Raw genomic sequence first — 13,973 nt, 5'->3', positions numbered from 1 at the left:
AACCTGTGTCCGTTGTCCGTCTTACGCAGGTCTAAGGGTGCCATGTTTGCCGGACCCGTCTCACACCGGCACGGTCGCTGTGACCGGGCGCACGTGTCCGCGCTCACGCCGGGACCCGGACGCCCGCCAGGTTTCCCAGCATGCGGCGGGTGCTGGGGCCGACCACCGCGGCCCACTCCTGCGGGGTGTCGGTGAGCCAGCGGGCCATCAGGGCGGCGAAGCCGGGGACGTGCCGGCCGAGGTCGACCAGCCCGCGGTCGAAGAGGGTGGCCCCGTCCGGGGTGCGGACCAGCAGCAGCCCGGTGCGCCTGACCAGCTCGCGCATCCCGTCGCCGTCGTCCTCGCGCTGTGCGGCGGCCGCGTGCAGCAGCGCGTCCAGGACACCCGGGTCGCGCTCACGGTCCAGCAGGAACTCCAGGAGCTCCCGGCGCAGCGGTCGCGAGGCGGGGGTCCCGGCCGCGCCGAGTACGGTCGCGAGGGCCGCCCGGACCGGCTCGGGACCGTCGTCGAGCAGCTCGGTGACCAGCGGCAGCAGGACGGTACGGGACTCGGTGCCCTGGTCCAGGCGGCGCTCGACGAACCCGGCCACCTGCCCGGCCAGCTCCGGCCGCAGTTCGGCGGCCTCCAGGACCAGCTCGGTGACCCGCCGGGCGAGGGCGGGCGCGGTGACGTGGGCGAGGGTGCGCAGTACCTGGCCCGCGTCCGGTCCGCGCAGCCGGGCGCGGAAGGCCCCCAGGACCTCGTCGGAGTGGGTGGCTAGGGCAGGGACCAGGGCGGCGGGGGTGAGCTGGTGGTCGCCGTCGGCGAAGTGCCGCAGCGCCTGCGGGAGATGGCGGGCGCGGGTCACCGGGTCGCGGACCAGCAGGGCGAGGGCGCCGCCGTGCAGGGTGCAGTCGGCGGGGCGGGCGAGCAGGGCGAGGGCGGCGTAGCGGAGGAGTTCGCGGTCGGGTTCGCCGTGCACGTGCGGGGCGGTGCGCAGCCCATGGGCCACGGCGGCCACCCGGCGGGCCGGGCGCTCGTCGTGCGCCCAGCGGTCGACGGCCCGGCACACCGCCGACGGCTCGTCCTCGGCGAGTACGGCGAGCAGTTCGTCGCCGCGCCGGTGCGCCGCGTCCACCAGCACCTCGGTCAGGTCGTCCAGGGCCCGGTGCCGGTGGGTGTGCAGCAGCGCCTGGGCGGCCGTCGCCACGGTGGCGTGGGGCATCGCGGGCAGCGGCCGCTCGTCGTCGAACCACCGGGTGAGACACGGCTGTACGGCGACGGGGTCGGCGGCCAGCAGCCGGGCCACGGCGTCCAGGTAGCGAGGGGCTGCGCCGTCCGGCTCCTCCGTCGACGGCCGGGTCGGCGGCCGGGTCGGCCGGGGTCCGAAGCGGCTGATGCCGGCGGTCTCCGGCAGCGGCTCGTCGGCGAGCACGAGCCTGCGCAGCAGATCGAAGCGGTCCGCGTCGGGGAGGGCGAGCTCGGTCCAGAAGTCCGGGCCGAACTCCGGGCCGAACTCCGGGCCGGACTCCGGGGGCGCGGTGCGCTGCCGGCCCACGACCCGGTCGGCGAGCAGCCGCAGCACCCCGGTGTACGGGGTCGCGTCGGGCAGCCGCAGCAGCGTCTGGGCGAGCAGGCGCGCGGCCCACCAGGAGCCGGGGTCCAGATCGAGGGCGTGCGCCAACTCGTCGAGCCGCGGCGAGAGTCGGGTGGGCCCGTACTCGCGGTCGAGCAGCAGCAGGGCCTGGACGACCGGGCCGACCCTGTGGTGCGGGACGGGCAGCGGGTGAACGCCCAGGGGGGTCCGGGGGCGGTGGACGAGGGCGTGCAGGGCCTCGTCCAGGTCCAGGTGCATGCCCTGGATCCAGTCGGCGAGCTCTTCGTGGGCGAAGCGGTAGCCGCCGCCCGCGGGCACCAGCAGGCCCTCGGTGAGCACGGCGGAGGCCCAGCCGGAGCCGCCGCCGAGGTGGGCCGGGACGGGTCCCCAGGGGAAGACCGCTTCGAACGACTCCCTGTCCAGCTCGCCCTGCCCGGGACCGAGGCTGCGCCGGGCGGCCTCGTGCACCTGCCCGGAGACCCGGGCGGCAAGCCGTCGTACGGCCGTGCCGCGCAGGCCGTTCTCGGCAGCCAGGCGGACCGCGATGCGCAGGCACATCAGGTCGAGGTAGGCGGCGAAGACGTCGTGCCGGTCGAGCGGGTGGTCGTCGGCCGGGGCGTCCGGGAGGGCGGCCCGGATCTCGGAGAGCAGCCGCAGGGCGAGGGGGTGGCGGGCGTCGCGGGCGATGAGGGTGCCGTCGGGGATGCCGTAGCCGGAGCGGGCGCGGGCGGCCTCGTCGCAGGTGAGGTCGGCAAGGCGGACGCAGGCGGGGTCGCCGGTGCCCTGGTGCAGCAGGTCGGGCGGGAACTCGGTGCCGGCCCGCTCCCAGTACTCCTCGCGGCAGGCCAGCAGCAGACGGGCGCCGGTGGCGCGCAGCCAGTCGGCGGTGCCCTCGGTCCAGGCGGGGAGCCGGTGGGCGAGGACCGGGGGCATCTCCTCGGGGCCGTCCAGCAGGAGGAGGAGCGGGCGGCCGGCTCGGGCGGCGAGCCGGGCCAGCCGCTCCACGGTCAACTCACCGAGATCACCGGGGAGTTGGGATCGGGAGGCGGCGACGATCCGGACCGCGCGCTCCAGGGAGCGGCGGGCCGCGGCGGCGACGGAGTCGTCGGCGTCCCTGAGGTCGGCGCCGCGGAGCCAGAGGGTGGGAGCCGGGTTCGCTGCGCGCGTGCGGCGGGCGGCGAGGGCGGCGAGTTCTGTGGTGCGGCCCGTTCCGGGGGCGCCGACCAGGGCCAGGACAGTGGCCGTGGCCTGTCCGGTGCCGGTGCCTGAGCCGGTACTGGTGCCGGTGCCTTCGGCGAAGGACGACAGTTCCTTTGCGGTCACGGCTCGTTCTACCGGTGGTACGGGGTCGGTGTGTTCGCCTGTGAGTGCCGTGGCAGGTGGTGGGGCGGCTGCGGGTGCGTTGTGGCTGGTCGCGCAGTTCCCCGCGCCCCTTTGGGGCGCTCCGGTGCGGGGCGTTCCAGGGTGGGGCGTTCCAGGGTGGGGGGCGGACCTGCGGGGGGCCGTGGAGCCGATGTATCCGGCCAGGGCTCCCGGAGGGCCGTCCTGGCCCACCGAGGTCGCCGTCAGTTCGAGTACGCCCGCGAGGTTGAGGTCGATGCCGTAGGCCGGGACCGTGGCCGCGTTGGTGGCCAGGAGGTCGGCGAGCGGGCCGCTGCCGGGGTGGTGGAGGGGGACGGCGAAGCCCACGTCGCGCTGGCCGGACTGGAGGGCGGTGCCGAGGACGGCCAGGACCGCGCCGGTGTCCGCGTCCAGCACCGGGCCGCCGGCCGCGCCGCCGCCCAGCCGCAGGGCGTCCCGGCCCGCTGTGCCGATCGCCAGCTCCAGGGCGTCTTCGAGCAGGTGGAAGCGGTCGGTGGCGGTGTACGTCACCTGGGTCGCGGCCAGCACCCGGGCCTCGCGCCAGCGGTCGGCGGCGATCCGCACGTAGGCGCCGGCCGGGATGCGCTCCCGTACCGTGATCGGGAGCGGGTCCACGGCGAGGCCCTCGGTGCGGACCAGGGCCAGGTCGTGGGCGGGCAGCAGGACGACGGCGTCCGAGCCGACCACGCAGGTGCGGTCCCCGGTCGCGTGCAGCACGATCCGGGCGAGGCCATCGACTGCCTCGTGGCTGGTGACGAGCGTCCCGTGGTGATCGGCCAGGAAGCCGGTGCCGCGCGGGCGTCCGGCGAGGTCCCGGATCCGGACCAGCCGTCCGTCCAGCGCCGGCCCCGTCTCCTGCACCGCCTCCCGCGCAGCCTCCGCCGTCCGGCGACCGCTCCCGGTCCGCGGGCCGCGTCCCGCCATGATCGAACCTCCCCGCCCGTACACCCGTGCCCTTGTCCCGGGCCGTCTTCGACCGTAGGGGCGAAATGATCAGCGGGACAGAGCGGGCGGTGAACGCGCCCCCCTCCGCTCCCCCGGTTCACTCCGAGCGCCTGCTCGGTCGGGTGAATAGCCCGGGGCGGGTGGATACACCCTAGGGGTGGGGGAACCGAGGGGGGACTGTGGAGCGGCGGCGGCGCCAGACCCCGTGGTCGCCGCTCCACGGGCAGGGCCCGACGGGCTCGGTGGCCGCCACGGCCCCGGTGGGCTCAGGTGAAGACGGCGAGGCTCTTGGCCTTGCCCTTCTGCTCCTCGACGAGTGCCAGGAAGCGGCCCTCTGGGTCGAACACGGCGACGGGTCCGGTGCCCGCGTACTCGTCGGGCATCTCCAGGCGCACACCGTTGGTGAGCAGGCGGGCCCGTCTCTCGTCGACGTCCCAGCGGCGGAACGCGGCGCCGGCGGCCTCCGCGATCGGCATCACGGTCAGCTCCTGCTGGAGCTGGTCGAGGGTGCGCGCGGAGTCCAGCTTGTACGGTCCGACGCGGGTGCGGCGCAGCGCGGTGAGGTGGCCGCCGACGCCCAGGCCGGCGCCGAGGTCGCGGGCGAGGGCGCGGATGTAGGTGCCGGAGGAGCAGACGACGGAGACGACCAGGTCGAGGACGGGGGTGCCGTCCTCGGCGACGGCGTCCCGGACGTCGTACACCGCGAAGGACGAGACGGTCACCGGGCGGGCCGGGATGTCGAAGTCCTCGCCGTCCCGGGCGCGCTTGTACGACCGTACGCCGTCGATCTTGATGGCGCTGACCTTGGACGGGACCTGCATGATGGCGCCGGTCAGCTTGGCGATGCCGGCGTCGACGGCCTCGCGGGTGACCTTGGAGGTGTCGGTGGACGAGGTGATCTCGCCCTCGGCGTCGTCCGTGACCGTGTTCTGCCCGAGGCGGATCGTCCCCAGGTACTCCTTCTCCGTGAGGGCGAGGTGCCCGAGGAGCTTGGTGGCCCGCTCGATGCCGAGGACGAGGACGCCCGTGGCCATGGGGTCGAGGGTGCCGGCGTGCCCGACGCGCCGGGTGCGGGCGATGCCCCGCATCTTGGCGACGACGTCGTGCGAGGTGAAGCCCGACGGCTTGTCGACGATGACAAGGCCGTCGGGCGGGGTGGGCTTGCTGGTCATTCGGTGGCGTCGTCCGTCTCGTCGGCGTCGTCCTCGCCCGGCTTCTTGTACGGGTCGGCTTCCCCGGCGTAGTCGGCGCCCGCGGAGGCCTCGCGGACCTTCGCGTCGGACTGGCGCGCCCGGTCGAGGAGGTCCTCGATGTTGCGGGCGGTGTCCGGGAGGGCGTCCGCGACGAAGGCGAGGGTCGGCGTGAACTTCACGCCGGCGGCCCTGCCGACCTCGGACCGGAGGATGCCCTTGGCGCTCTCCAGACCGGCGGCGGCTGCCTGCCGCTCCTCCTCGTCGCCGTACACCGTGTAGAAGACGGTCGCCTCCCTGAGGTCACCCGTGACCCGGGTGTCCGTGATGGTGACGTGGGTACCGAGCCGCGGGTCCTTGATCCCGCGCTGCAGCTTCTGGGCCACCACCTCTCGAATGAGGTCCGCCAGCCTTTTCGCCCGCGCGTTGTCGGCCACTGGTCCGTCTCCCGTTCTTTCTTCTCGTCGTTCTCAAGTCTCAGGTCTAGTCGTCGTCGCCGTGGAAGCGCCGTCGCACGGACAGCAGCTCCACCTCGGGGCGGCCGGCGACCAGCCGCTCGCACCGGTCGAGCACGTCGGTCAGGTGCGCGGCGTCGCCGGAGACCACGGCAAGGCCGATGCCGGCCCTGCGGTGAAGGTCCAGGTGGTCCACCTCGGCCGCGCTCACGGCGTACTTCCGCTGGAGTTCGGCGACGATCGGGCGGACGACGGAGCGCTTCTCCTTCAGCGAGTGGATGTCGCCGAGGAGGAGGTCGAAGGACAGGGTCCCCACGTACATGTATGTATCCGGTTAACCCGCCGGTACGGGATCGATGGCCCTGTCAGGAACGGTACCCCGTCCCTGCCGGGGGCTCGACCGACTTTCCCCGCCCCGGACCCGGGTCTTTACCCACCCGCCCGCCCGACTCGGTGGGCCGAGAGGTCCCGTCACGGGGCTCCGCCCCGGACCCCGGGGTTTCCCGCCCACCCACCTGAATCGGTTGGTTGAAGGGTGCCCACTCGACTCACCGAGTCGGGTGGTGGGTGGGCAAGGGCCCGGGGTCCGGGGCGGAGCCCCGTGGTGGTCGTCTCCCGACGGGAAAACGCCGGCCGACGGAACCGAGATCCCGTCGGCCGGCACCCACCGTGGGCGTTACACCCGCGGCTTCTCGCGCATCTCGTACGTCGCGATGACGTCGTCGATCTTGATGTCGTTGAAGTTTCCGAGGTTGATACCACCCTCGTAGCCTTCGCGGATCTCGGTGACGTCGTCCTTGAAGCGGCGCAGGCCCTCGATGTTGAGGTTCTCCGCGATGACCTTGCCGTCGCGGACGAGGCGGGCCTTCGTGTTGCGCTTGACCTCGCCCGAGCGGATGAGGACACCGGCGATGTTGCCCAGCTTGGACGACTTGAAGACCTCGCGGATCTCCGCCGTACCGAGCTCGACCTCCTCGTACTCCGGCTTGAGCATGCCCTTGAGGGCCGCCTCGATCTCCTCGATCGCCTGGTAGATGACCGAGTAGTACCGGACGTCCACGCCCTCGCGCTCGGCCATCTGCGCCGCGCGGCCGGCCGCGCGGACGTTGAAGCCGATCACGATGGCGTCGGAGCCCATCGCCAGGTCGATGTCGGACTCCGTGACCGCACCGACGCCGCGGTGCAGGACGCGGATGTCGACCTCTTCGCCGACGTCCAGCTGGAGCAGGGAGGACTCCAGGGCCTCGACGGAACCAGAAGCGTCACCCTTGATGATGAGGTTGAGCTGCTGGATCTCGCCGGCCTTGAGCACCTTGTCCAGGTCCTCCAGGGACACGCGGCGCGTGCGCTTCGCGAAGGCCGCGTTGCGCTCGCGCGCCGCACGCTTCTCCGCGATCTGGCGGGCCGTACGGTCCTCGTCGACCACGAGGAAGTTGTCGCCGGCGCCCGGGACGTTGGTGAGACCCAGGACCTGGACCGGCGTGGCGGGACCGGCCTCGGCGACGTTGTTGCCGTTGTCGTCGAGCATGGCGCGGACGCGACCGTAGGCGTCGCCCACGACCATCGTGTCGCCGACCCGCAGCGTGCCTCGCTGGACGAGGACCGTCGCCACGGCACCACGGCCGCGGTCGAGACGGGACTCGATCGAGATGCCCTGCGCGTCCTGGTGCGGGTTGGCCCGCAGGTCGAGCGAGGCGTCGGCCGTGAGGACCACGGCCTCCAGCAGCGAGTCGATGTGCAGACCCTGCTTGGCGGAGATGTCGACGAACATGGTGTCGCCGCCGTACTCCTCGGCCACCAGGCCGTACTCGGTCAGCTGACCGCGCACCTTGGTCGGGTCGGCGCCCTCGACGTCGATCTTGTTGACCGCGACGACGATCGGGACGTCGGCCGCCTTGGCGTGGTTGAGCGCCTCGACCGTCTGCGGCATGACGCCGTCGTTGGCCGCGACGACCAGGATCGCGATGTCGGTCGACTTCGCACCACGGGCACGCATGGCGGTGAACGCCTCGTGACCCGGGGTGTCGATGAAGGTGATCTTGCGCTCTTCGTCGTTCACCTCGGTGGAGACCTGGTAGGCACCGATGTGCTGGGTGATGCCGCCGGCCTCGCCCGCGATGACGTTCGTCTTGCGGATGGCGTCGAGGAGTCGGGTCTTACCGTGGTCGACGTGACCCATGACGGTGACGACCGGGGGACGGACCACCAGGTCGTCCTCGTCGCCCTCGTCCTCGCCGAACTCGATGTCGAAGGACTCGAGCAGCTCGCGGTCCTCCTCCTCGGGGCTGACGATCTGAACCTCGTAGTTCATCTCGCCGGCGAGGAGCTGCAGGGTCTCGTCGGAGACGGACTGCGTGGCCGTGACCATCTCGCCGAGGTTCATCATGACCGCGACGAGCGACGCCGGGTTGGCGTTGATCTTCTCCGCGAAGTCGGTGAGCGACGCGCCGCGGGAGAGACGGATGGTCTCGCCGTTGCCGCGCGGCAGCATCACGCCGCCGACGCTCGGGGCCTGCATGGCCTCGTACTCCTGGCGACGCTGCCGCTTCGACTTGCGACCGCGACGCGCCGGACCGCCGGGACGGCCGAAGGCGCCCTGCGTGCCACCACGGCCGCCGGGACCGCCCGGACGACCGCCGAAGCCGGGACGACCGCCGCCGCCACCGCCGCCGGGACCGCCGCCGAAGCCGCCGCCACCGCCGCCGGGACCGGCCGGACGACCGGCGAAGCCGCCGCCACCGCCCGGACGGGCGCCACCGCCGCCGCCACCGGGACGACCGGCGAAGCCGCCGCCGCCACCGGGACGACCGGCACCGCCGCCGGGACGACCCGCACCGCCGGGACCGCGACCGCCGCCACCGGGGCCGGGACGCGGGCCGGCAGCGGGACGCTGCGGCATCATGCCGGGGTTCGGACGCGGACCCGCGGACCCGCCGCCGGGACGCGGACCGCCCTGCGGACGGGGCATGCCGGACGGGCTCGGGCGGGAACCGCCGGGAGCCTGGGGACGCGGACCGCCGCCCTGGGCGCCGGGCGCCTGCGGACGGGGGCCTGCGCCGGGGGCACCGGGACCACCCGGACGCGGACCGCCCTGCGGGCGCGGGGCCTGCGGGCGGGCCATGCCGGTGGAGCCACCGGACGTGAAGGGGTTGTTACCGGGGCGCGGACCGGCCGGACGGGCACCGCCCGGCCGCGGGGCGCGCTCGCCACCGGGACGCTGGCCACCCTGGCCCGGACGGGCCTGGCCCTGACCGGGGGCGGGACGACCGCCGGGACGCGGAGCGCCCTGGCCCGGACGGGGACCGGCCTGCGGACGCGGACCCTGCGCGGCGGCCGGGCTCGGTGCCGCGGCGGCCGGAGGCGCCGGCGGAGCCGTGAACTCGGGCACGGCCGGAGCCGGACGCGGGGCGGGCTTGGGACCCGGACGCGGGCCGGAGGCGGCCGGCGCGGGCGTGACCGGAGCCGGGGTGACCGGCGCGGGGGTGACCGGAGCCGAGGCCGCGGGCGCCGCCGGAGCCGCGGGCGCGGCCGGGGGCTGCGGGGCAGCCGGGCGCGGGGCCGGCTTCGGGGCACCCGGACGGGCCGACTGCGCCGGAGAGGGCGCGCCGGGCCTGGGGGCAGCCTTGCGGGGGGCGGGCTTGCCGCCGCCCTGGAAGGCGTCGGTCAGCTTGCGTACAACGGGCGCCTCGATCGTCGAGGACGCCGAACGGACGAATTCACCGAGTTCCTGGAGCTTGGCCATGACGACCTTGCTCTCAACCCCGAACTCCTTGGCGAGTTCGTATACCCGGACCTTAGCCACTTCGCTCCTTTTAGGTCCGGGTGTGTCCGGACCGTCGCTACTTCATGGGCGTACTCATCGCGTGCTCATCGAGTGCTCATCGCAATCTCGACCTACTTCCAACTCGCGGGGTACCAGAGCCGCACGGACGTTCCGAACGACGCTTCTTACGGTGTTACTGCTCGACGTACCGGCGCAACGCCTTTACGTCCAGCGGACCCGGGGCGCGCAGCGCCCGCGGGAGTGCCCGGCGGCGCACCGCCTGGTCCAGACAGACCTGGGCGGGGTGTACATATGCACCCCGGCCGGGCAGCGTACCGCGAGGATCGGGGACACATTCGTCCTCGACCGCCACGATCCGCAGCAGTTCGGTCTTGGCCGCTCGCTGCCTGCACCCCACACAGGTGCGCTCAGGGCATGCGCGGGCATGCGTCCGGCCAGACACTGCTAAGTCTACCTCCCCGAACCGACCTCACCCCTTCGGGGCAAAGATCGAACGCCCGTTGTCGTAATCCAAGCGACCTGCGGCTTGGAACTATTCCCCTCGTCCGAGTGAACCCCGGCGGGGGCCCGGCGGGAGCCCCCGCCGGGTGATCTACTCGGGCGCCTGTTCGGTGTCCGGGCGGATGTCGATCCGCCAGCCGGTGAGCCGGGCGGCGAGCCGGGCGTTCTGTCCCTCTTTGCCGATCGCCAGCGACAGCTGGTAGTCCGGCACGGTCACCCGGGCGGACCGGGACGCCAGGTCCACGACCTCGACCTTGGAGACGCGGGCCGGGGACAGCGCGTTCGCCACCATCTCGGCCGGGTCGTCCGACCAGTCGACGATGTCGATCTTCTCGCCGTTCAGCTCGCCCATGACGTTGCGGACCCGGCCGCCCATGGGGCCGATACAGGCGCCCTTGGCGTTCAGGCCCGAACGGGTGGAACGGACCGCGATCTTCGTACGGTGACCGGCCTCGCGGGCGATGGCGGCGATCTCGACGGACCCGTCGGCGATCTCCGGCACCTCCAGCGCGAAGAGCTTCTTCACCAGGTTCGGGTGGGTACGCGAGAGCGTGACCGAGGGGCCGCGCACGCCCTTCGCCACCCGTACGACGTACGACCGCAGCCGCATCCCGTGCGGGTAGGTCTCGCCGGGGACCTGCTCCTGCACCGGCAGGATGGCCTCCAGCTTGCCGATGTCGACGAGCACGTTCTTCGGGTCGCGGCCCTGCTGGACCACGCCGGTGACGATGTCGCCCTCGCGGCCGGCGTACTCGCCGAGCGTGGCGTCGTCCTCGGCGTCGCGCAGCCGCTGCAGGATCACCTGCTTGGCGGTGGTGGCGGCGATCCGCCCGAAGTCCGACGGGGTGTCGTCGAACTCGCGCGCCTCCTGCCCCTCCTCCAGGTCCTCGGGGTCCTCCTTCGCCCACACGGTCACGTGCCCGGTGTTCCGGTCGAGCACCACGCGCGCGTGGCGGCGGCTTCCCTCGGTGCGGTGGTAGGCGATGAGGAGGGCCGACTCGATCGCCTCGACCAGCAGGTCGAAGGAGATCTCCTTCTCCCGAACCAAGCCCCGCAGGGCGCTCATGTCGATGTCCACGGCTACGCCTCCTCTTCTTCCGTCATGTCCTTCTTGTCCTTGCGGTTGAACTCGACCTGCACACGCGCCCTGTCGATCTCGGCGAACCCGAGTCTGCGGGCGGTGGCCTTGCGGCCCTTGACGCCGGGCACCTCCAGGTCGAGGCCCTCGTCGTCGACGTCCAGGATTCTGGCGACCAGTTCCCCGCCCTCGCCCAGCTGGAACCTGACCAGGCGGTCCACGGCGCGCAGGTAGTGCCGGTGCTCCGAGAGCTGGCGCTCCGCGCCGGGGGTGCCGACCTCCAGGGTGTACTCCCCCTCGCCCATCGCGTCCGTCTCGTCGAGCTTCGCCGAGAGCTCACGGCTCACATCGGCGATCTGGTCCAGGTCCGCCCCGGTGTCGGAGTCGACGACGACGCGCAGCACGCGCTTGCGTCCGACGGAGTCCACGGCGATCTCTTCGAGATCCAGTCCCTGGGAGGTGACGAGCGGTTCCAGGAGCTCTCGCAGCCTCTCGCTCTGGGTGGTGCTCATCCGGGTGACTCCTCGGCCGCGTGTGCTGTTGTGGGATGGGTCGCGTGTCTGGTCAAAGGGTATCGGGTCGTGGGGGGTGTTGCGTGCGGGTGCCTCCGGCGGTGGGGCCGTTCGCCTACCGGGCGGTGGGGCTGCGGTTCGGGGGCGGGTGCGGGCCGGTGGGGGGGCTGGTCGCGCAGTTCCCCGCGCCCCTGGGTCGGCTGTCGAGCCGGTGACATGAGTTCGAGGGGCGCACGGGTAACGTGATCACGGTCGGGTGCATGTCCGGCCGTGTGTTCGTACGAGCCCCCTTGAGGACGTCTGCCGTGTCGTTCCCCTCGCTGTTGCGCAGAAGGAGCCTGATCGTTTCGGTGGCCTCGGCTGCCGTGCTGACGGGCTGCTCCTCCGGTTCGGACTCCGCCGGGAGCGGTGGGAGTACGTCGGCGTCCGCACGGGCACGCGCGCGTGCGGCGCGGGACAGCCGGGGGCTGCTGCGGCAGTACGACGCCGTCCTCGCCGTCCACCCCGTGCTCGCGGAGCGGTTGCGGCCGCTGCGGGCGGAAGTGGCGGCGCATGCGGCGGCGTTCGAGGAGGGAGCGGCCTCCCCCACGGCGACGCGTTCTCCCTCGCCCACGGCATCCCCGTCGGCCTCGCCGACCGTGCCCGCCGACGAGAAGTCCGCGCTCGCCTCGCTGGCCGCCGCCGAACGGAGCCTCGCCGACCGGCGGGCCAAGGCGCTGCTGGACGCGCCGGGCGAACTGGCCCGGCTGCTGGCCGGGGTGGCGGCGGCCGGGGCCGGGCACGCGTACCTGCTGACGAAGGGCGACCGGTGAGCGACGAGGCGGAGGCGGGCGTCCTCAGGGCGCTCCAGGCGGCACTGGCCGCCGAACACGCGGCGGTCTACGGCTACGGCGTCGTCGGCGGCCGGATCGGCGGGCAGCGGCTGGCCGAGGCACGCTCGGCGTACGACGCGCACCGGGCCGGCCGGGACGCACTGGTCCGCGAGGTACGGGACCTGGGCGGTGCGCCGGTCGCCGCGAGCGCCGCGTACGCGCTGCCGTTCGCCGTCACGGACACCGCCACGGCCCTGCGGCTCGCGGCCGACCTGGAGGAGCGGGTGGCCGACGTGTACTCCGACCTGGTCCGGGCGTCCTCCGGGGAGCGCCGGGGCTCGGCGGCGGCGGCGCTGCGGGAGGCCGCGGTGCGGGCCGTGCGCTGGAGCGGGGAGAGCGTAGCCTTCCCTGGGCTCGCCGAACGGGCGGGTTCCGGTGCGGGGGCCGGTACGGGGTCCGGTACGGGGTCCGGTACGGATTCCGGGGCGGCGGCCGGTGGGTCGGCCTCGCCCTCGTTGTCGGCTTCGGCCACCCCCTAGACCCCTGGAACAGGAAAGGAACGACTCGCGTATGGCTTTCGAACCGCCGAGGCGCCTGGTGAGGGCGCTCGGTGAGACGGCGCCGGACGGTGACGAGTGGCTGGAGAAGCTGCCGGGTGCGGTGGAACAGGCCGTTGCGCAACGCGAGTTGACCGTGGAGCGGGTGCAGGTGCCGGGCGGCCGAAGCAGTGTGGTGCTGCTGGTGCGGCGGGCGGACGACACGCCTGCCGTGCTGAAGCTGGCGCCGCGGCGGGCCCGGCCGGAGAGCGAGGCGACGGCGCTGGCGCACTGGGGCGGGCTCGGTGCGGTGCAGGTGCTGGAGGCCGACGGGCCGGCGGGGGTGCTGCTGCTCGAGCGGCTGCATCCGGAGGTGTCGGTACGGTCCCTCCCCGAGGCGAAGGCGTTGCTGGAGGCGGCGGGGACGCTCCGGCGGCTCTGGGTGCCGCCGCCGCAGGAGCACGTCTTCGAGACCGTGACCGAACGGACGGGGCGGCAGGCCGCGGCCATGGCCGGGGCGGCCGCTGACGCCGAGGTGGCACCGTTGGTGGCGGCTGCGCTCGCGGCCCGGGAGGAGTTGCTGACCGCGCCGCCCGAGCAGCGGCTGCTGCACGGCACGTTCCGGCAGAGCAAGGTGCTGGCCGGGGAGCGGATGCCGTGGCTGGCGGTGGGGCCGGATCCGGTGGTCGGGGAGTGCGCGTTCGACCTGGCGCGGCTGGTCCGGGACCGGGTGGAGGATCTGATCGCGTCACCGTCCGGGGCGTCCATCACCCGGCGGCGGATCAAGCGGCTCGCGGAGTCTCTTGAGGTCGATCAGGAGCGGTTGCGGGGGTGGACGCTGTTCCGGGCGGTGGAGTCGGGTGTGCGGGCGCTTCGCGTGGGGCGGCCGAAGGATGCGGAGCTGTTGCTTGAATTCGCCGGGTGGGTTTGACGTTCTTGGCTGCGGGTGCGCTGTGGCTGGTCGCGGAGTTCCTCCCCCAGCCTTCGGCCGGGGGTACCCCCGGCGCCCCTGAGGAGGCGCTCATTCCTTCCTCAGTTTGAGAGCCAGGACCGGGCAGTCCGCCGCCGCTCTCCGGGCTCGTTTGCGGGTGCGGGGTGGTATGGGGCGGCCGTCGACCAAGGGGTAGCCCCATTCGTCCAGGGTGATGTGCTCGGGGAGCAGCTCTGCGCACAGGCCGTGGCCCTGGCAGGAGGTCCAGTCGATGGTGATGCGCTGGTCCAT

General features: G+C 73.6%; 12 protein-coding genes. 3 read left to right on the top strand and 9 right to left on the bottom strand.

The features are described from left to right. Positions 1–103 precede the first annotated feature (103 nt). The 8 genes from ACIQVL_RS33295 to rimP all read right to left on the bottom strand — a co-directional run bounded on the left by ACIQVL_RS33295 (position 104) and on the right by rimP (position 11,403). Entirely contained in the window at positions 104–3,862 is a 3,759-nt protein-coding gene (locus ACIQVL_RS33295; protein WP_403477202.1) for a trypsin-like peptidase domain-containing protein, read from the bottom strand. A 287-nt stretch (positions 3,863–4,149) separates the two neighbouring features. Next, positions 4,150–5,055, bottom strand: coding sequence for a tRNA pseudouridine(55) synthase TruB (truB, locus tag ACIQVL_RS33290; protein WP_403442248.1), 906 nt, complete (start codon positions 5,053–5,055; stop codon positions 4,150–4,152). Further along, entirely contained in the window at positions 5,052–5,510 is a 459-nt protein-coding gene (gene rbfA / locus ACIQVL_RS33285; protein WP_403477201.1) for a 30S ribosome-binding factor RbfA, read from the bottom strand. Before rbfA ends, truB begins: the two co-directional genes overlap by 4 nt. A 46-nt stretch (positions 5,511–5,556) precedes the next feature. Further along, positions 5,557–5,850: a DUF503 domain-containing protein gene (locus tag ACIQVL_RS33280; protein ID WP_189263952.1), complete on the bottom strand. Its 294-nt coding sequence runs from the start codon at positions 5,848–5,850 to the stop codon at positions 5,557–5,559. 354 nt (positions 5,851–6,204) lie between these two features. Further along, entirely contained in the window at positions 6,205–9,330 is a 3,126-nt protein-coding gene (gene infB / locus ACIQVL_RS33275; protein ID WP_403442252.1) for a translation initiation factor IF-2, read from the bottom strand. 154 nt (positions 9,331–9,484) lie between these two features. Further along, positions 9,485–9,754 carry a YlxR family protein gene (locus ACIQVL_RS33270; protein WP_294004377.1) on the bottom strand — a complete coding sequence of 90 codons (270 nt, stop codon included), beginning with the start codon at positions 9,752–9,754 and terminating at the stop codon, positions 9,485–9,487. Between the two features lie 150 nt (positions 9,755–9,904). After that, positions 9,905–10,891 carry a transcription termination factor NusA gene (nusA, locus tag ACIQVL_RS33265; RefSeq protein ID WP_351719893.1) on the bottom strand — a complete coding sequence of 329 codons (987 nt, stop codon included), beginning with the start codon at positions 10,889–10,891 and terminating at the stop codon, positions 9,905–9,907. Positions 10,892–10,893: 2 nt separating this feature from the next. After that, complete coding sequence (gene rimP, locus ACIQVL_RS33260) at positions 10,894–11,403, bottom strand: ribosome maturation factor RimP (RefSeq protein ID WP_403442257.1); 510 nt, start codon at positions 11,401–11,403, stop codon at positions 10,894–10,896. A gap of 260 nt (positions 11,404–11,663) precedes the next feature. Here rimP and ACIQVL_RS33255 point away from each other — a divergent pair, with 260 nt between their 5' ends. From ACIQVL_RS33255 to ACIQVL_RS33245, 3 genes are read left to right on the top strand one after another with little or no spacing between them, the layout of a single operon-like run. After that, complete coding sequence (locus ACIQVL_RS33255) at positions 11,664–12,215, top strand: hypothetical protein (protein WP_403477200.1); 552 nt, start codon at positions 11,664–11,666, stop codon at positions 12,213–12,215. Next, positions 12,212–12,754, top strand: coding sequence for a ferritin-like domain-containing protein (locus tag ACIQVL_RS33250; protein WP_403477199.1), 543 nt, complete (start codon positions 12,212–12,214; stop codon positions 12,752–12,754). The genes ACIQVL_RS33255 and ACIQVL_RS33250 overlap by 4 nt, the downstream gene beginning before the upstream one ends. A 31-nt stretch (positions 12,755–12,785) precedes the next feature. Next, complete coding sequence (locus tag ACIQVL_RS33245) at positions 12,786–13,682, top strand: aminoglycoside phosphotransferase family protein (protein WP_403477198.1); 897 nt, start codon at positions 12,786–12,788, stop codon at positions 13,680–13,682. 90 nt (positions 13,683–13,772) lie between these two features. Here the strand turns inward: ACIQVL_RS33245 and ACIQVL_RS33240 are convergent, their stop codons facing one another. After that, positions 13,773–13,973 (bottom strand): ferredoxin, encoded by a 201-nt coding sequence (locus tag ACIQVL_RS33240; protein ID WP_403477197.1) that lies wholly within the window; start codon positions 13,971–13,973, stop codon positions 13,773–13,775.

It is taken from the genome of Streptomyces sp. NPDC090499, from assembly GCF_044769305.1.
In the GTDB taxonomy this organism is placed as follows: domain Bacteria; phylum Actinomycetota; class Actinomycetes; order Streptomycetales; family Streptomycetaceae; genus Streptomyces.
This window is presented reverse-complemented; position numbering and strand designations above follow the sequence as displayed.